The sequence below is a fragment of the Pseudomonas moorei genome (assembly GCF_042846945.1).
GTDB lineage: Bacteria > Pseudomonadota > Gammaproteobacteria > Pseudomonadales > Pseudomonadaceae > Aquipseudomonas > Aquipseudomonas moorei.
The window spans coordinates 2,024,655-2,043,934 of sequence record NZ_AP035776.1; the positions used below are offsets into that span (position 1 = coordinate 2,024,655).

At 58.1% G+C, this 19,280-nt stretch carries 6 protein-coding genes, 2 tRNA genes and 3 rRNA genes; 10 read left to right on the forward strand and 1 reads right to left on the reverse strand.

Annotation, left to right across the window (positions count from 1 at the left end; all coding sequences use genetic code 11):
• The first annotated feature begins 96 nt into the window (after positions 1-96).
• The 10 genes from ACGJAX_RS09450 to recD all read left to right on the forward strand — a co-directional run bounded on the left by ACGJAX_RS09450 (position 97) and on the right by recD (position 18,321).
• Positions 97-1,446, forward strand: coding sequence for an aminotransferase class III-fold pyridoxal phosphate-dependent enzyme (locus ACGJAX_RS09450; RefSeq protein WP_390958559.1), 1,350 nt, complete (start codon positions 97-99; stop codon positions 1,444-1,446).
• 176 nt (positions 1,447-1,622) lie between these two features.
• Positions 1,623-3,116, forward strand: coding sequence for a CoA-acylating methylmalonate-semialdehyde dehydrogenase (locus ACGJAX_RS09455; RefSeq protein ID WP_390958561.1), 1,494 nt, complete (start codon positions 1,623-1,625; stop codon positions 3,114-3,116).
• Between the two features lie 568 nt (positions 3,117-3,684).
• A 16S ribosomal RNA gene (locus ACGJAX_RS09460) occupies positions 3,685-5,220 on the forward strand.
• An 80-nt stretch (positions 5,221-5,300) separates the two neighbouring features.
• Positions 5,301-5,376: transfer RNA gene (locus ACGJAX_RS09465), tRNA-OTHER, on the forward strand.
• A 30-nt stretch (positions 5,377-5,406) separates the two neighbouring features.
• Positions 5,407-5,482 (forward strand) — tRNA-Ala (locus ACGJAX_RS09470).
• A gap of 245 nt (positions 5,483-5,727) precedes the next feature.
• Positions 5,728-8,616: ribosomal RNA gene (locus ACGJAX_RS09475) — 23S ribosomal RNA — on the forward strand.
• Positions 8,617-8,753: 137 nt separating this feature from the next.
• A 5S ribosomal RNA gene (gene rrf / locus ACGJAX_RS09480) occupies positions 8,754-8,869 on the forward strand.
• The 16S, 23S and 5S rRNA genes sit together here with 2 tRNA genes alongside, the layout of an rRNA operon.
• Before the next feature lie 220 nt (positions 8,870-9,089).
• Positions 9,090-12,542 (forward strand): exodeoxyribonuclease V subunit gamma, encoded by a 3,453-nt coding sequence (gene recC / locus ACGJAX_RS09485; protein WP_390958563.1) that lies wholly within the window; start codon positions 9,090-9,092, stop codon positions 12,540-12,542.
• Positions 12,539-16,231, forward strand: coding sequence for an exodeoxyribonuclease V subunit beta (gene recB / locus ACGJAX_RS09490; protein ID WP_390958565.1), 3,693 nt, complete (start codon positions 12,539-12,541; stop codon positions 16,229-16,231). Before recC ends, recB begins: the two co-directional genes overlap by 4 nt.
• Positions 16,228-18,321: an exodeoxyribonuclease V subunit alpha gene (recD, locus tag ACGJAX_RS09495; protein WP_390958567.1), complete on the forward strand. Its 2,094-nt coding sequence runs from the start codon at positions 16,228-16,230 to the stop codon at positions 18,319-18,321. Before recB ends, recD begins: the two co-directional genes overlap by 4 nt.
• Here the strand turns inward: recD and ACGJAX_RS09500 are convergent.
• Positions 18,318-19,265 carry a LysR family transcriptional regulator gene (locus ACGJAX_RS09500; RefSeq protein WP_090315712.1) on the reverse strand — a complete coding sequence of 316 codons (948 nt, stop codon included), beginning with the start codon at positions 19,263-19,265 and terminating at the stop codon, positions 18,318-18,320. The genes recD and ACGJAX_RS09500 overlap by 4 nt on opposite strands.
• Positions 19,266-19,280: the final 15 nt, after the last annotated feature.

A 19,280-nucleotide genomic window follows, 5' to 3' on the forward strand; every position in this document is an offset into this window, starting at 1 on the left:
AAAAGTTGCATTTCACCGACTTTATCGCCGTGGCAACTTAGCTGCAACAACGGTTTTCAATCCCTACGCCGCTTATTGCCTTGCGAGGTTTCGCTCATGAACTTGCCCGAAAACGCCCCGACTTCTCTGGCCAGCCAGCTCAAGCTCGATGCTCACTGGATGCCGTACACCGCTAACCGTAGCTTCCAGCGCGATCCGCGTCTGATCGTCGGCGCTGAGGGCAGCTGGCTGATCGATGACAAGGGCCGCAAAGTCTATGACTCGCTGTCCGGTCTGTGGACCTGTGGCTCCGGGCACACCCGCAAGGAAATCCAGGAAGCCGTCGCCAAGCAACTGGGCACCCTCGACTACTCGCCGGGCTTCCAGTACGGCCATCCGCTGTCGTTCCAGCTGGCGGAAAAAATTACGGATCTGACACCGGGTAACCTGAACCACGTGTTCTTCACCGACTCGGGTTCCGAATGCGCCGATACCGCCGTGAAGATGGTGCGTGCTTACTGGCGCCTGAAAGGCCAGTCGACCAAGACCAAGATGATTGGCCGTGCCCGTGGCTATCACGGTGTGAACATCGCCGGCACCAGCCTCGGCGGCGTGAACGGCAACCGCAAACTGTTCGGCCAGGCGATGATGGACGTCGATCACTTGCCGCACACATTGTTGGCGAGCAATGCGTTCTCCCGTGGCATGCCGGAGCAGGGTGGTATCGCCCTGGCAGACGAACTGCTGAAGCTGATCGAACTGCATGACGCGTCGAACATCGCCGCCGTATTCGTCGAGCCAATGGCCGGCTCCGCTGGCGTGCTGGTTCCGCCACAGGGTTACCTCAAGCGTCTGCGCGAAATCTGCGATCAGCACAGCATCCTGTTGGTGTTCGACGAAGTGATCACCGGTTTCGGCCGTACCGGCAACATGTTCGGTGCCGACACCTTTGGCGTGACCCCGGACCTGATGTGCATCGCCAAGCAAGTCACCAACGGTGCGATCCCGATGGGCGCGGTGATTGCCAGCTCCGAGATCTACCAGACCTTCATGAATCAGCCGACCCCTGAATACGCGGTGGAATTCCCGCACGGCTATACCTATTCCGCACACCCGGTGGCGTGCGCCGCGGGCCTGGCAGCACTCGACCTGTTGCAGAAGGAAAACCTGGTGCAGAGCGTGGCTGAAGTCGCACCGCATTTTGAAAATGCGTTGCACGGGCTGAAGGGCACCAAAAACATTATCGATATCCGCAACTTCGGCCTGGCCGGTGCGATCCAGATCGCTCCGCGTGACGGCGACGCCATCGTGCGTCCGTTCGAAGCGGGCATCGCGTTGTGGAAAGCCGGGTTCTACGTGCGCTTCGGCGGCGACACCCTGCAGTTCGGCCCAACCTTCAACAGCAAGCCGCAAGACCTTGATCGTCTGTTCGATGCGGTGGGTGAAGTGCTGAGCAAAATCGACTGATTTTGAAAAAAACTTGTAGGAGCGAGCTGGCTCGCGATGGACGTAAACGATGAGGAGGGTCGCCTGGATGAACGCGGCGCTCTCTCGTTTTTCGCGAGCAAGCTTGCTCCTACATATATAGGTAATTGGCAGGTGCCTCTCGATGGGCGCCTGTGGACAACTTTTCAGGAGCTTCCATGAGCGTTATTCCGCATTTGATCAATGGCGAACTGGTGACCGAGAACGGTCGCGCGGTTGATGTGTTCAACCCGTCCACGGGCCAGGCTATTCACAAGTTGCCATTGGCGACCCGCGAAACCATCCAGAGCGCCATCGACGCCGCCAAGTCTGCATTCCCGGCCTGGCGCAACACGCCTGCAGCCAAGCGTGCCCAGGTGATGTTCCGCTTCAAGCAACTGCTGGAGCAGAACGAAGCCCGCATCGCTCAATTGATCAGCGAAGAACACGGCAAGACCCTGGAAGATGCGGCCGGTGAACTCAAGCGTGGCATCGAGAACGTCGAGTTCGCTTGCGCGGCGCCGGAAATCCTCAAAGGCGAGTACAGCCGTAATGTCGGGCCGAACATTGATGCCTGGTCTGACTTCCAGCCGCTGGGCGTAGTGGCCGGTATCACCCCGTTCAACTTCCCGGCCATGGTGCCGCTGTGGATGTATCCACTGGCGATCGTGTGCGGCAACTGCTTTATCCTCAAGCCTTCCGAGCGTGATCCGAGCTCGACGCTGCTGATCGCACAATTGCTGCTGGAAGCCGGCCTGCCAAAAGGCGTGCTGAGCGTGGTGCACGGCGACAAGACGGCGGTGGACGCGCTGATCGAAGCGCCGGAAGTCAAAGCGCTGAGCTTCGTGGGTTCGACGCCGATTGCCGAATACATCTATGCCGAAGGCACCAAGCGCGGCAAACGCGTTCAGGCGCTGGGCGGGGCGAAGAACCACGCGGTGCTGATGCCCGATGCGGATCTGGACAATGCCGTCAGCGCACTGATGGGCGCAGCTTATGGTTCCTGCGGCGAGCGTTGCATGGCGATTTCGGTGGCCGTTTGCGTTGGCGACCAGGTGGCGGATGCGCTGGTGGCCAAACTGGTACCGCAAATCAAGGCGTTGAAAATCGGTGCCGGCACCACTTGCGGCCTGGACATGGGGCCTCTGGTCACTGGTCAGGCGCGCGACAAGGTCAGCGGTTATGTCGAAGACGGCGTTGCAGCCGGCGCGAAGCTGGTGGTCGATGGTCGTGGCCTGAGCGTGGCCGGTCACGAGGAAGGCTTCTTCCTGGGTGGCTGCCTGTTCGATAACGTCACCCCGGAGATGCGCATCTATAAAGAAGAGATCTTCGGGCCGGTGCTGTGCGTGGTTCGAGTGAACAGCCTGGAAGAGGCCATGCAACTGATCAACGATCACGAGTATGGCAACGGCACCTGCATCTTCACCCGTGATGGGGAAGCGGCGCGGTTGTTCTGCGATGAGATCGAAGTGGGCATGGTCGGCGTCAACGTGCCGTTGCCGGTGCCAGTGGCTTATCACAGCTTTGGTGGCTGGAAGCGTTCGCTGTTTGGCGACCTGCATGCTTACGGTCCGGATGGTGTGCGCTTCTACACCCGTCGCAAGGCCATCACTCAGCGTTGGCCGCAGCGTGCAAGCCACGAAGCGTCGCAGTTCGCATTCCCGAGCTTGTAAGTAGAAGGGGATAGAGGGCCGACCCATTGGGTCGGCCTTTTTGTTTTCAGGGCTTTTTTGACCTATATGACGAATTTATGAAAATAGGTGTTGACGGCGAATTTTAGAAGCCTATAATTCGCCCCACTTCCGGCGCAGTCGAAACGGAAAACTCCTTGATAAACAATGAGTTATGAAGTTTTCGGCAGCGGGTTGCTTCAGGTCATCGAAGCCGAAAGGAAGTTGAAAAAGAGGTGTTGACAGCAGCGAGTAACGCTGTAGAATTCGCCTCCCGCTGACGAGAGATCGAAAGCGCAAGTGGTTGAAGTTGTTAAGGATTCCTTGAAAACTTCTGAAAATAATCACTTGACAGCAAATGAGGCTGCTGTAGAATGCGCGCCTCGGTTGAGACAAAGCTCTTAACCAACCGCTCTTTAACAACTGAATCAAGCAATTCGTGTGGGTGCTTGTGGAGTCAGACTGCTAGTCAACAGATTATCAGCATCACAAGTTACTCCGCGAGAAATCAAAGATGTAACCAACGATTGCTGAGCCAAGTTTAGGGTTTTCTCAAAACCCAAAGATGTTTGAACTGAAGAGTTTGATCATGGCTCAGATTGAACGCTGGCGGCAGGCCTAACACATGCAAGTCGAGCGGATGAAGAGAGCTTGCTCTCTGATTCAGCGGCGGACGGGTGAGTAATGCCTAGGAATCTGCCTGGTAGTGGGGGACAACGTTTCGAAAGGAACGCTAATACCGCATACGTCCTACGGGAGAAAGCAGGGGACCTTCGGGCCTTGCGCTATCAGATGAGCCTAGGTCGGATTAGCTAGTTGGTGAGGTAATGGCTCACCAAGGCGACGATCCGTAACTGGTCTGAGAGGATGATCAGTCACACTGGAACTGAGACACGGTCCAGACTCCTACGGGAGGCAGCAGTGGGGAATATTGGACAATGGGCGAAAGCCTGATCCAGCCATGCCGCGTGTGTGAAGAAGGTCTTCGGATTGTAAAGCACTTTAAGTTGGGAGGAAGGGTTGTAGATTAATACTCTGCAATTTTGACGTTACCGACAGAATAAGCACCGGCTAACTCTGTGCCAGCAGCCGCGGTAATACAGAGGGTGCAAGCGTTAATCGGAATTACTGGGCGTAAAGGCGCGTAGGTGGTTTGTTAAGTTGGATGTGAAAGCCCCGGGCTCAACCTGGGAACTGCATTCAAAACTGACAAGCTAGAGTATGGTAGAGGGTGGTGGAATTTCCTGTGTAGCGGTGAAATGCGTAGATATAGGAAGGAACACCAGTGGCGAAGGCGACCACCTGGACTGATACTGACACTGAGGTGCGAAAGCGTGGGGAGCAAACAGGATTAGATACCCTGGTAGTCCACGCCGTAAACGATGTCAACTAGCCGTTGGGAGCCTTGAGCTCTTAGTGGCGCAGCTAACGCATTAAGTTGACCGCCTGGGGAGTACGGCCGCAAGGTTAAAACTCAAATGAATTGACGGGGGCCCGCACAAGCGGTGGAGCATGTGGTTTAATTCGAAGCAACGCGAAGAACCTTACCAGGCCTTGACATCCAATGAACTTTCCAGAGATGGATTGGTGCCTTCGGGAACATTGAGGCAGGTGCTGCATGGCTGTCGTCAGCTCGTGTCGTGAGATGTTGGGTTAAGTCCCGTAACGAGCGCAACCCTTGTCCTTAGTTACCAGCACGTCATGGTGGGCACTCTAAGGAGACTGCCGGTGACAAACCGGAGGAAGGTGGGGATGACGTCAAGTCATCATGGCCCTTACGGCCTGGGCTACACACGTGCTACAATGGTCGGTACAGAGGGTTGCCAAGCCGCGAGGTGGAGCTAATCCCATAAAACCGATCGTAGTCCGGATCGCAGTCTGCAACTCGACTGCGTGAAGTCGGAATCGCTAGTAATCGCGAATCAGAATGTCGCGGTGAATACGTTCCCGGGCCTTGTACACACCGCCCGTCACACCATGGGAGTGGGTTGCACCAGAAGTAGCTAGTCTAACCTTCGGGAGGACGGTTACCACGGTGTGATTCATGACTGGGGTGAAGTCGTAACAAGGTAGCCGTAGGGGAACCTGCGGCTGGATCACCTCCTTAATCGACGACTCAGCTGCTCCATAAGTTCCCACACGAATTGCTTGATTCATTGAAGAAGACGATAGAAGCAGCCCGAAATTGGGTCTGTAGCTCAGTTGGTTAGAGCGCACCCTGATAAGGGTGAGGTCGGCAGTTCGAATCTGCCCAGACCCACCAATTTTGTGTGGGAAACGCCTGTAGAAATACGGGGCCATAGCTCAGCTGGGAGAGCGCCTGCCTTGCACGCAGGAGGTCAGCGGTTCGATCCCGCTTGGCTCCACCACTACTGCTTCTGAAGTTTGAAAGCTTAGAAATGAGCATTCCATCGAGCCGATGGTGAATGTTGATTTCTAGTCTTTGACTAGATCGTTCTTTAAAAATTTGGGTATGTGATAGAAAGATAGACTGAACGTTACTTTCACTGGTAACGGATCAGGCTAAGGTAAAATTTGTGAGTTGCTCTTTGAGCAATGCGAATTTTCGGCGAATGTCGTCTTCACAGTATAACCAGATTGCTTGGGGTTATATGGTCAAGTGAAGAAGCGCATACGGTGGATGCCTTGGCAGTCAGAGGCGATGAAAGACGTGGTAGCCTGCGAAAAGCTTCGGGGAGTCGGCAAACAGACTTTGATCCGGAGATGTCTGAATGGGAGAACCCAGCCATCATAAGATGGTTATCTTAAGCTGAATACATAGGCTTAAGAGGCGAACCAGGGGAACTGAAACATCTAAGTACCCTGAGGAAAAGAAATCAACCGAGATTCCCTTAGTAGTGGCGAGCGAACGGGGACTAGCCCTTAAGTGGCTTTGAGATTAGCGGAACGCTCTGGAAAGTGCGGCCATAGTGGGTGATAGCCCTGTACGCGAAAGTCTCTTAGTCATGAAATCGAGTAGGACGGAGCACGAGAAACTTTGTCTGAATATGGGGGACCATCCTCCAAGGCTAAATACTACTGACTGACCGATAGTGAACTAGTACCGTGAGGGAAAGGCGAAAAGAACCCCGGAGAGGGGAGTGAAATAGATCCTGAAACCGTATGCGTACAAGCAGTGGGAGCAGACTTTGTTCTGTGACTGCGTACCTTTTGTATAATGGGTCAGCGACTTATTTTCAGTGGCGAGCTTAACCGAATAGGGAGGCGTAGCGAAAGCGAGTCTTAATAGGGCGTCTAGTCGCTGGGAATAGACCCGAAACCGGGCGATCTATCCATGGGCAGGTTGAAGGTTAGGTAACACTGACTGGAGGACCGAACCGACTACCGTTGAAAAGTTAGCGGATGACCTGTGGATCGGAGTGAAAGGCTAATCAAGCTCGGAGATAGCTGGTTCTCCTCGAAAGCTATTTAGGTAGCGCCTCATGTATCACTGTAGGGGGTAGAGCACTGTTTCGGCTAGGGGTCATCCCGACTTACCAAACCGATGCAAACTCCGAATACCTACAAGTGCCGAGCATGGGAGACACACGGCGGGTGCTAACGTCCGTCGTGAAAAGGGAAACAACCCAGACCGTCAGCTAAGGTCCCAAAGTTATGGTTAAGTGGGAAACGATGTGGGAAGGCTTAGACAGCTAGGAGGTTGGCTTAGAAGCAGCCACCCTTTAAAGAAAGCGTAATAGCTCACTAGTCGAGTCGGCCTGCGCGGAAGATGTAACGGGGCTCAAACCATACACCGAAGCTACGGGTATCACTTAGGTGATGCGGTAGAGGAGCGTTCTGTAAGCCTGTGAAGGTGAGTTGAGAAGCTTGCTGGAGGTATCAGAAGTGCGAATGCTGACATGAGTAACGACAATGGGTGTGAAAAACACCCACGCCGAAAGACCAAGGTTTCCTGCGCAACGTTAATCGACGCAGGGTTAGTCGGTCCCTAAGGCGAGGCTGAAAAGCGTAGTCGATGGAAAACAGGTTAATATTCCTGTACTTCTGGTTATTGCGATGGAGGGACGGAGAAGGCTAGGCCAGCTTGGCGTTGGTTGTCCAAGTTTAAGGTGGTAGGCTGGAATCTTAGGTAAATCCGGGATTCTAAGGCCGAGAGCTGATGACGAGTGTTCTTTTAGAACACGAAGTGGTTGATGCCATGCTTCCAAGAAAAGCTTCTAAGCTTCAGGTAACCAGGAACCGTACCCCAAACCGACACAGGTGGTTGGGTAGAGAATACCAAGGCGCTTGAGAGAACTCGGGTGAAGGAACTAGGCAAAATGGCACCGTAACTTCGGGAGAAGGTGCGCCGGTGAGGGTGAAGCACTTGCTGCGTAAGCCCACGCCGGTCGAAGATACCAGGCCGCTGCGACTGTTTATTAAAAACACAGCACTCTGCAAACACGAAAGTGGACGTATAGGGTGTGACGCCTGCCCGGTGCCGGAAGGTTAATTGATGGGGTTAGCTAACGCGAAGCTCTTGATCGAAGCCCCGGTAAACGGCGGCCGTAACTATAACGGTCCTAAGGTAGCGAAATTCCTTGTCGGGTAAGTTCCGACCTGCACGAATGGCGTAACGATGGCGGCGCTGTCTCCACCCGAGACTCAGTGAAATTGAAATCGCTGTGAAGATGCAGTGTATCCGCGGCTAGACGGAAAGACCCCGTGAACCTTTACTATAGCTTTGCACTGGACTTTGAATTTGCTTGTGTAGGATAGGTGGGAGGCTTTGAAGCGTGGACGCCAGTTCGCGTGGAGCCATCCTTGAAATACCACCCTGGCAACTTTGAGGTTCTAACTCAGGTCCGTTATCCGGATCGAGGACAGTGTATGGTGGGTAGTTTGACTGGGGCGGTCTCCTCCTAAAGAGTAACGGAGGAGTACGAAGGTGCGCTCAGACCGGTCGGAAATCGGTCGTAGAGTATAAAGGCAAAAGCGCGCTTGACTGCGAGACAGACACGTCGAGCAGGTACGAAAGTAGGTCTTAGTGATCCGGTGGTTCTGTATGGAAGGGCCATCGCTCAACGGATAAAAGGTACTCCGGGGATAACAGGCTGATACCGCCCAAGAGTTCATATCGACGGCGGTGTTTGGCACCTCGATGTCGGCTCATCACATCCTGGGGCTGAAGCCGGTCCCAAGGGTATGGCTGTTCGCCATTTAAAGTGGTACGCGAGCTGGGTTTAGAACGTCGTGAGACAGTTCGGTCCCTATCTGCCGTGGACGTTTGAGATTTGAGAGGGGCTGCTCCTAGTACGAGAGGACCGGAGTGGACGAACCTCTGGTGTTCCGGTTGTCACGCCAGTGGCATTGCCGGGTAGCTATGTTCGGAATAGATAACCGCTGAAAGCATCTAAGCGGGAAACTAGCCTCAAGATGAGATCTCACTGGGACCTTGAGTCCCCTGAAGGGCCGTCGAAGACTACGACGTTGATAGGTTGGGTGTGTAAGCGCTGTGAGGCGTTGAGCTAACCAATACTAATTGCCCGTGAGGCTTGACCATATAACACCCAAGCAATTTGCGCTTAAAAGCCAGATTGCGGTGTGTGAAGACGCAATGAACCGAAAGTTCGCACAACACACAAACTATCGCATACCCAATTTGCTGAAGCGTCGAAAGACGGTTCGGTACCCGAATTTCTTGACGACCATAGAGCATTGGAACCACCTGATCCCATCCCGAACTCAGAAGTGAAACGATGCATCGCCGATGGTAGTGTGGGGTTTCCCCATGTGAGAGTAGGTCATCGTCAAGATTAAATTCCGAAACCCCTATCTGCGTATGCAGGTAGGGGTTTTGTTTTTTGCGCGGCTGCAAGGGCGAGCTTGCTCGCGATGGTCGTCAACGATGACGTTAACTATCTGAGGCCACCCGCAGCCCTGCAGTTCTCCGCGAGCGAGCTCGCTCCTGCAATGAAGCAAGTCGCCTTCAATGCTAAAGTCGTCCCTCGATTTGCGCTTTCCAAGGAAGCCTTTATGCCGGACGCAACATCCCTCAGTGCTGGTTTTATGGTGGTTCACGGTAATCGCCTGGACGAGTTACGTAGCCTGGTGGTGAGCTGGATGCGGCGTTACCCGCTGGCCCCCTTGGAAAATGAAATCGCCCTGGTGCAGAGCAATGGCATTGCACAATGGCTCAAGTTGGCACTGGCTGAAGACTCTGAAGAAGACGATATGGGTGGTTGCGGGATCGCTGCGGCCATCGATGTACAGTTACCCGGCAGCTTCATGTGGCAGCTGTATCGCATGGTTCTTGGTCGTGACGAAATTCCGGTCAAATCCCTGCTTGATAAGGCTCCCTTGACCTGGCGTCTCATGCGTCTGCTCCCGCAACTGATCAATCAACCGCATTTCGAGCCCCTGCAACGCTTCCTGACCCATGACAGCGATTTGCGCAAACGCTATCAATTGGCTGAGCGGTTGGCGGATTTGTTCGACCAATATCAAGTGTACCGGGCCGACTGGCTCGAAGACTGGGCAGAAGGTCGGCATCAATTACGCAACGGCAGAGGGGAAGCCAAGCCGCTGACGCCGGCCAATTGCTGGCAGGCGGAATTGTGGCGCGCTCTGTTGCTGGATGTCGGTGAAGAGGGCATGGCGCAAAGCCGCGCCGGCGTACACCAGCGGTTCATCGAGCGGATCAACAGTCTCGATATTGCCCCTGTCGGGCTGCCTTCCCGTGTCATTGTTTTCGGCATTTCGTCGCTACCCGCACAAGCCCTGGAAGCCTTGGCCGGGCTGGCTCGATTCAGTCAGGTTCTGTTGTGCGTGCATAACCCGTGTCGCCACCATTGGGCGGACATCGTCGCCGATAAGGACCTGTTGCGACATCAATACAAGCGACAGGCTCGCAAGAGCGGTATGCCGGTTGTGCTCGACCCGCAAACCCTTCATCAGCATGCCCATCCGTTGTTGGCCGCATGGGGCAAGCAGGGGCGGGATTACATCAACCTGCTCGACAGCTACGACGATCCAAATAGCTATCGCTCTGCGTTTCGCGACGGTCGCATCGACCTGTTCAGCGACAGCCAGCCACTGAACATGCTCAACCAGTTGCAGGACGACATCCTTGAGTTGCGTCCCTTGAACGAAACCCGCGACCGTTGGCCGGCAGTGGATCAGAAGGCAGACCAGTCGATCCGTTTTCACATCGCTCACAGTGCCCAGCGCGAAGTCGAAATCCTTCACGATCAACTGCTCGCACGCTTCAGCGCCGATGCAGACCTGCGACCACGGGATGTGATTGTCATGGTCCCGGATATCGACAGTTACGCACCCCATATTCGGGCGGTGTTCGGCCAGCTTGAGCGCCAGGATCCGCGATTCATTCCCTTCACCCTGGCGGACCAGGGGCAGCGTGGCCGTGATCCATTACTGATCGCCGTCGAACATCTGCTCAAACTGCCGGACAGCCGTTTCCCTGTCAGCGAAATTCTCGATCTGTTGGATGTCCCGGCACTGCGCGCTCGTTTCGGTGTAGAGGAGCGCGACCTGCCGACCCTTCATCGCTGGATTGAAGGCGCGGGCATTCGCTGGGGCATGAATGCCGAGCAGCGGGCAGGATTGGGTCTGCCGCAGGCGCTGGAGCAAAACAGTTGGCGTTTTGGCCTGCGCCGGATGTTGCTGGGTTATGCCGTGGGCAGTGGCAGTGCTTGTGAAGGCATTGAACCCTATGACGAGATCGGTGGACTGGATGCCGCGCTCATCGGCCCATTGGTCGCGTTGCTCGATGCGCTGGAGATTGCCCATCACGAACTCACGCAACCGGCATCGCCCCGGCAATGGAGTTCGCGCTTGCAGGCCTTGGTGTCGTTGTTCTTCCAGGCCAGTAACGAGCATGACGACTACCTGCTGAGCGAACTCGAAGCGTTGCGTGAAACCTGGCTCGAGAATTGTGAGTCGGTCGGTTTGCAAGACGAACTGCCACTGACCGTCGTCCGCGAAGCCTGGCTGGCCGGGCTCGATCAGGGGCGCTTGTCTCAGCGTTTTCTGGCCGGTGCGGTTAACTTCTGCACCTTGATGCCCATGCGAGCGATCCCGTTCAAACTGGTCTGCCTGCTTGGCATGAATGACGGTGACTACCCGCGAGCACAACCGCCCCTGGACTTCGACCTCATGGGCAGTGACTACCGCCCCGGTGATCGATCGCGACGCGAAGATGACCGTTACTTGCTGTTGGAGGCGCTCTTGTCGGCCCGTGACCAGCTCTACATCAGTTGGGTCGGTCGTAGTATTCGCGATAACAGCGAGCGCCCGGCATCGGTACTGATCGGCCAGCTCCGTGACCACCTGGCCAGCGGCTGGCGATTGACCGACGCCGAAGAGGACCTGCTTGAGGCCATCACTCAGGAGCACCCCTTGCAGCCCTTCAGTGCTCGTTACTTCCATGAAGGCGACGCACTGTTCAGCTACGCCACGGAATGGCAGGCGCTTCATCACGCGACCGAGCACGCGATGGACATCGAAGTGCTGGATGCCCACGTTCAAGAAGAGCCCCTGGGTCTCGGCCAATTGCAGGATTTCCTGCGTAACCCTGTGCGCCATTTCTTCAGTCAGCGCTTGAAAGTGTTCTTCGAGGCCGCCGAAGTGCCCCTGGCCGATGAGGAGCCCTTTGTGCTCGACGCACTGCAACGCTATAGCCTCAGCGACAGTTTGCTCGAAGCGGCTCTGGCAGCCCCGGAAGACGTTGATCAAGCGTTGGCATTGCAGGCACGACGCCTGCAAAACAGTGGACTGCTGCCAATGGCAGGATTCGGCGAATGCCTTCAGCGGGAACTGATTGAGCCGTTACCGGACCTGCTGCAACGCTACGACCAGCTCCTGGCGTTATGGCCAACGCCGCTGACCAGTGCCCTGCCGGTGAACCTGGCGTTGCATGATCTGCGCGTCGAGGGCTGGCTCAGCGGGCTGCACCAACGCGCCGATGGCGGTTTGCTCTCGATCACAACCATCCCCAACAGCATCGGTTCGATCAAATCGCGCAAATGGCATCGCCTGACGCGACCCTGGGTCGATCATCTGGTCGCCTGCGCCAGCGGCCTGGCCATGACCACCGCATTGGTGGCCAGTGACGACAGCCTGATCCTTGAGCCGATGGAGCAGGAGTCAGCATCACGGATTCTGGGTGACCTGTTGCTGGCCTGGCAATCGGGCATGCGTCAGCCACTGCCGATCGCGGTCAAGACGGCGTTCGCCTGGTTAGGTCAGACCGATCTGGTCAAAGCCGCAATGGCTGCGCGCAAAGCCTACGAAGGCGATGGATTGACCACGGACGGGGAGCGCCGGGAAAGCGTGGCACTGGCCCGTCAATTCGCCGATTACGATGCGCTAACCGCCGATGAAACGTTCGTCGATTGGTGCAACGCCTTGTATCGGCCGCTACTTGAGGCGCCTTGGCGCTCATTGTCCAGCGAGGAGGCACGCTCATGACCAGCAAGACACCTCTGGCCCTGGCATTCCCGCTGCGCGGCAGTCAACTGATCGAAGCCAGTGCCGGGACCGGCAAGACGTTTACCATTTCTGCCCTGTATCTGCGTCTTGTCCTTGGCCATGGCGGCGAACCGAGTGGTTTCGGGCGCGAGCTGTTGCCTCCGCAAATCCTCGTTGTGACCTTCACCGATGCCGCCACCAAAGAGCTGCGCGAACGGATTCGCACACGGCTTGCAGAAGCCGCCCGCTTTTTCCGCGATGAAACGCCCGCCCCGGACGCCCTGATCGCCGAGTTGCGTAACGAGTACCCGCCCGAGCAGTGGCCCGGTTGCGCAAACCGCCTGGACATCGCCGCCCAGTGGATGGACGAAGCCGCCGTCTCGACCATCCACAGTTGGTGTCAGCGCATGTTGCGCGAACACGCGTTCGACAGTGGCAGCCTGTTTACCCAGACCCTGGAAACCGACCACAGCGATTTGCTCGGCGAGGTCTTGCGCGATTACTGGCGGCTGTTTTGCTACCCGATGCAAGGCGATGCCCTGAACTGGGTGCGCAACAATTGGGGTGGCCCGGCCGCACTGTTGCCGCGCGTTCGCGGACTGTTCGCCAGTGAGCGTGACAGTGTTGAAGGTAAAGAGCCTGTCGAACTGATCACCGAGTGTCTGCAGCAACGACGGGCGGCCTTGCTCGAACTGAAGATGCCCTGGCGTCAGTGGGCGGACGAGTTGCTCGCCATCTGCCACGAGGGGGTCGCCAGCAAAAATGTCGATGGTCGCAAGATGCAGGCACGTTACTTCGAGCCGTGGTTCGAGAAACTCAAAGCCTGGGCCGAGGATGAATCCCTCGAGCAACTGGATATCGGTACCGGTTTCACGCGCCTGACACCCGACGGTATGGCCGAAGCCTGGAAGAAGGGCGACGTGCCCAGTCATCCTGGGCTGGACGCAATGCCCGGCCTGAAGACCGCGCTTGATCAATTGCCGACGCCCGATGCCGCCGTGCTGCAGCACGCTGCCCATTGGGTCGGTGCGCGCTTCGAAGAAGAGAAACGTCGACGGGCGGAAATGGGCTTTGATGACATGTTGCTGCGTCTCGATGCGGCGTTGCAATCCGATGGCGGCGAGCGCCTGGCCGCCCTGATCCGCGAGCAGTTCCCGGTAGCGCTGATCGATGAGTTCCAGGACACCGACCCGGTGCAGTACCGGATCTTCGAGAGCATCTATCGCATCGAAGACAACAACCCGCAAAGCGGTCTGTTCCTGATCGGCGACCCGAAGCAGGCGATTTATGCCTTCCGTGGCGCCGACATCTATACCTACCTTCGCGCGCGTCAGGCCACTGCTGGCCGGCTGCATACCCTGGGCACCAATTTCCGTTCCAGTCATGGCATGGTCGCTGCCGTGAACCATGTCTTCGAGCGCGCGGAGTCCCGTGAATCCGGGCGTGGTGCCTTCCTCTTCCGGGAGGCGAATGGCGACAACCCGGTGCCGTTTCTGCCGGTCGAATCCCAGGGCCGCAAAGAAGTCCTGTGCATCGATGGTCAGGTCGTGCCCGCCCTGAACCTCTGGCACCTGTCCACTGAGCAGCCGTTGTCCGGTGCGGTGTACCGGCAACAACTGGCTGCCGCTTGTGCCAGCGAGATCACCGGGCTGCTCAATGGCGGCCAGCACGGTCGTGCAGGGTTTATCCGAGAAGGCCAGGGGTTCAAAGGCCTGTTGCCAGCGGACATTGCGATCCTGGTCCGCGATGGCAAGGAAGCGCAGGCTGTGCGTGCCGAACTCTCGGCCCGGGGCGTACGCAGCGTTTACTTGTCGGACAAAGACTCGGTGTTCGCCGCTCAGGAAGCACACGACGTGCTGACCTGGCTCAAGGCTTGTGCCGAACCGGATGTCGAGCGGCCGCTGCGCGCCGCCTTGGCCTGCATCACGCTGGATCTGTCACTGACGGAACTGGAGCGACTGAACCAGGACGAACTGGCGTGGGAAGCGCGGGTGATGCAGTTCCGCAGTTATCGCGAGATTTGGCGCAAGCAGGGCGTGTTGCCGATGTTGCGACGTTTGCTGCATGACTTCCAGTTGCCCCAGGCGTTGATGGCACGTAGCGATGGCGAGCGAGTGTTGACCAACCTGTTGCACCTCTCCGAGTTGCTGCAGCAGGCCGCTGCCGAACTGGATGGCGAGCAGGCCCTGATCCGGCATTTGTCCGAACACCTGGCGTTGTCCGGCCAGGCCGGTGAAGAGCAGATCCTGCGTCTGGAAAGCGATGAACAGCTGGTCAAGGTCGTGACCATCCACAAGTCCAAGGGGCTGGAGTATCCCTTGGTGTTCCTGCCGTTCATTTGTTCGGCGAAACCGGTGGATGGCAGCCGACTGCCGTTGCATTACCACGACGCCACGGGCAAGGCCCAGGTGACCTTGAGCCCGACCGCCGAGTTGATTGCCCTGGCCGACGACGAGCGTCTGGCCGAAGATTTGCGCTTGCTCTATGTCGCGCTGACACGGGCGCAGCATGCCTGCTGGCTGGGTGTCACGGATCTCAAGCGTGGCAATAACAACAGCTCGGTACTGCACCTTTCGGCGCTGGGTTATCTGTTGGGCGGTGGCGCGGCATTGCTTGAATCGGCGGGTTTGAAGCGCTGGCTGGAGGACCTGCAACAGGGCTGCGCTGCGCTGGCTTACGGCGAAATGCCTGAAGCCACCGCCGAGCATTACCACCCGCCGCAGAACGAAGCGGCATTGCTCGCGCCATTGATTCCGAAGCGCAAGGCCAGCGAAAACTGGTGGATTGCCTCTTACAGTGCCCTGCGAATCAGCGACATCCTGAGTGTCGGCAGTGATGAGGCACCAGAGAGCCCGCAGGCGCAGAAGCTCTTCGACGACGAACGCCTCGATCCGCAAGCGCCCCGTGAGATGGTCGCCGGGGGGGCCGATCTCCATCGATTCCCGCGCGGTCCGAATCCGGGCACCTTTCTTCATGGATTGCTCGAGTGGGCCGGCGACGAGGGTTTTGTGGCCACGCCGAACGCTGTGGAAGATGCCATTGCCCGCCGATGCAACCGCCGAGGCTGGGAAGGCTGGATCACTACACTGAGCGATTGGCTGCAGCATCTGCTCAAGTCGCCGTTGCCGGCAGGGGCCGGGCAGGTCCCGGTGGTCCTGGAGCAACTGACGCATTACCAGGTCGAAATGGAGTTCTGGTTCGCCAGCCACAAGGTCGACGTGCTCAAGCTCGATGCGCTGGTGTGCCAATACACGCACAAGGGCGTAGCGCGGGTGGCGGCCGAACCGGTATTGCTCAATGGCATGTTCAAGGGTTTCATCGACCTGACCTTCGAGCACGACGGTCGTTATTACGTCGCTGACTACAAATCCAACTGGCTCGGCGTCGACGACGCGGCTTACACCGAACAGGCCATGGAACAGTCGATCCTCGACAACCGCTACGACCTGCAATACGTGTTGTACCTCCTGGCCTTGCATCGACAGCTCAAGGCACGGCTGGCCGATTACGACTACGACCGGCATGTCGGCGGCGCGTTGTACCTGTTCTTGCGCGGCACGCGTGCATCCAGCCAGGGCGTGTACTTCGCCCGCCCTCCAAAGGAGCTGATCGAACGAATGGACCGGCTGTTTCAAGGTAAGCCAGAACCCAAGGCCGAACCCGCCTGGGAACAGGGAGTATTGCTATGAGCCGCACCTTCGCTGACCTGTTGCCCACTTCATTGGCCGACGAGAGTCTCGCCGAGCTTGCCCCCCTGAGCCGTGCTGACGACTTGCTGTTGCTGCTCACCCGCTGGGTCGAGCGTGGCTGGTTGCGCGCGCTGGACAAGGCCTTCGTGACCTTCCTTCATGAACTGGCGCCGGATGACGACCCCTTGGTGCTGCTGGCCGCGGCATTGACCAGTCACCAGTTGGGCCACGGGCATGTTTGCCTCGACGTGTTCGAGACATTGAAGGAGCCGGACTTCGCCCTGTCGCTACCACCGGAAGGTGATCTGCACAGTGGCGTGATGGTGTTGCCGTCGCAGCTGTTGGTCGCGTTGGACGGCGCCCATTGGTGCAAAGTGCTGGCCTCCAGCAGTCTGGTCGCGTTGGCGGCCGACGGGCGTGAGGCGGTGCACAGCCGTCCACTGGTGTTGTCGGGCAAGCGCCTGTACCTGCGCCGTTACTGGGCTTACGAGCGCCGTATCGACAACGCGTTGCGCCAACGCCTGGCCGAACATGAAGCAACGCCGGGCGACTTGCCCGAGCGTCTTACCGGATTGTTCGGTGCGGCCAAGCCGGGGGAGGTGATCGACTGGCAGAAACTCGCCTGCGCCCTCGCTACCCGAGGCGCCTTCAGCATCGTCACCGGCGGACCGGGAACCGGCAAGACCACCACTGTCGTGCGCTTGCTGGCGTTGCTTCAGGCGCCAGCGGTAGAGGCGGGCAAACCGCTGCGCATTCGTCTCGCCGCCCCGACCGGCAAAGCGGCGGCGCGCCTGACCGAGTCCATCAGTCAGCAAGTCAGAACGCTCAAAGTCAGCGACGCCATACGCCAGAAAATCCCTTCGGATGTCACCACCGTTCACCGTCTGCTCGGCAGCCGTCCCGGTACGCGGCATTTCCGTCACCACGCGGGCAATCGCTTGCCGCTGGACGTGTTGGTGGTGGACGAAGCCTCGATGATCGACCTGGAAATGATGGCCAACCTGCTTGATGCGCTGCCACCCCATGCGCGCCTGGTGTTGCTGGGGGACAAGGATCAACTGGCCTCGGTGGAGGCCGGTGCCGTGCTGGGCGATTTGTGTCGCGATGCCGAGGCCGGCTGGTACAACCCGCAAACACGGCAGTGGCTGGAAGCGGTCAGTGGCGAAAGCCTGGCGGCCAGTGGCTTGCAGGAAGACACCCAGGGCGCTCATCCACTGGCCCAGCAAGTGGTGATGCTGCGTCACTCGCGGCGGTTTGGCGAGGGCAGCGGCATTGGTCAGCTCGCCCGTTGGGTCAATCAACAGCAGCCCGATGAAGCCCGTAAATTGCTGGCGGCGCGAAGCCATGACGATGTGTTTTCCCTGTCCCTCAAGAACGAACAGGACCGGGCGCTGGAGCGTTTGTTGCTCGATGGCCATGGTGAAGGGCCACAAGGTTATCGGCATTACCTGAGCCTGTTACGCAACCAGCGGCCGGCAATCGACCGTCCGCTCGATGATGCGTGCTGGATGGATTGGGCGCGGGAAGTCCTGAAAGCCTTCGACGCTTTCCAATTGTTGTGCGCTGTCCGCAAAGGGCCGTGGGGTGTCGAGGGCTTGAACCGGCGAGTGACCGACGCGTTGCTCAAGGCCCGCCTGATCGACAGCGACCAGCAGTGGTACGAGGGGCGTCCCGTGCTGATGACCCGCAACGACTATGGTCTGGGCTTGATGAATGGCGACATCGGCATTGCGCTGAAACTCCCCGAACGGGACGGTCCGGACGCCGGCAAGCAGGTGCTTCGCGTGGCGTTCCCGCGCAACGACGGGCAGGGCGGCGTGCGCTTTGTCCTGCCCAGCCGCCTGAACGACGTCGAGACCGTGTACGCCATGACCGTGCATAAATCCCAGGGCTCGGAATTTACCCACACCGCGTTGATTTTGCCCGATGCCCTGAACCCGGTGCTGACCAAGGAACTGATCTACACCGGGATTACCCGGGCCAAGGACTGGTTCACCTTGATCGAGCCGCGCGCCGGGGTCTTTGAAGAAGCGGTGCGGCGCAAGGTCAAACGCTTGAGCGGGCTGATGCTGGAGCTCGGCAGCGATTAATCGGCGAACAGCATCTCCCGGCTTTCCCCCATCAACAGCCGCTGATTCTGCTCAGTGACCGAACGGATGTAATCCCACAACAGGGTGATCCGCTTGAGCTTCCTCAGGTCCTCGCGGCAGTACATCCAGAACTGCCGGGTGATGTTGATGTCCTCCGGCAGCACCGGCAGCAAGCGTGGGTCTTGTGCGGCGAGGAAGCACGGCAGGATCGCCAGTGACCGGCCCTGCTGTGCTGCCACGAATTGCGCGATCACGCTGGTGCTGCGCAGGTTGGCACTGGCGCCGGGCAAGACGTTGGCCAGGTACAGCAGCTCCGAACTGAACGCCAGGTCGTCGACATAGCTGATGAATGAGTGCTTGCCGAGGTCGGCCGGGCGGCGGATCGCCGGGTGTTTGTCGAGGTATTCCTGGGTCGCATACAGCTGCAGGCGATAGTCCGTCAGCTTGCAGCACACGTACGGCCCGTGTTCCGGGCGCTCCAGGGCGATGACGATGTCCGCCTCACGCTTGGACAGGCTGATGAAGTGCGGCAGCGGCAGGATGTCCACCGAAATGGCCGGGTAGGCGTCGACGAAATGGCTAAGCTGAGGGGTGATGAAAAAACTGCCGAACCCTTCGGTACAGCCCATGCGCACATGCCCGGACAACGCCACCCCAGAGCCGGACACCTGCTCGCAGGCCATGTGCAACGTGCTTTCGATCGACTCGGCGTAACCCAGCAGTCGCTGGCCTTCGGCGGTCAGGACGAAACCGCTGGTCCGGGATTTCTCGAACAGCAGCGTCCCCAATGAGGCTTCCAGCGAACTGATGCGCCGCGACACGGTGGTGTAGTCGACGGCCAGGCGTTTGGCCGCGGTGCTGGCCTTGCGGGTCCGGGCGACTTCGAGGAAAAACTTGAGGTCATCCCAGTTCAGCGAACCTAAAGACGTGATGTTTTTTTGCATGATGGACCGGCTTTT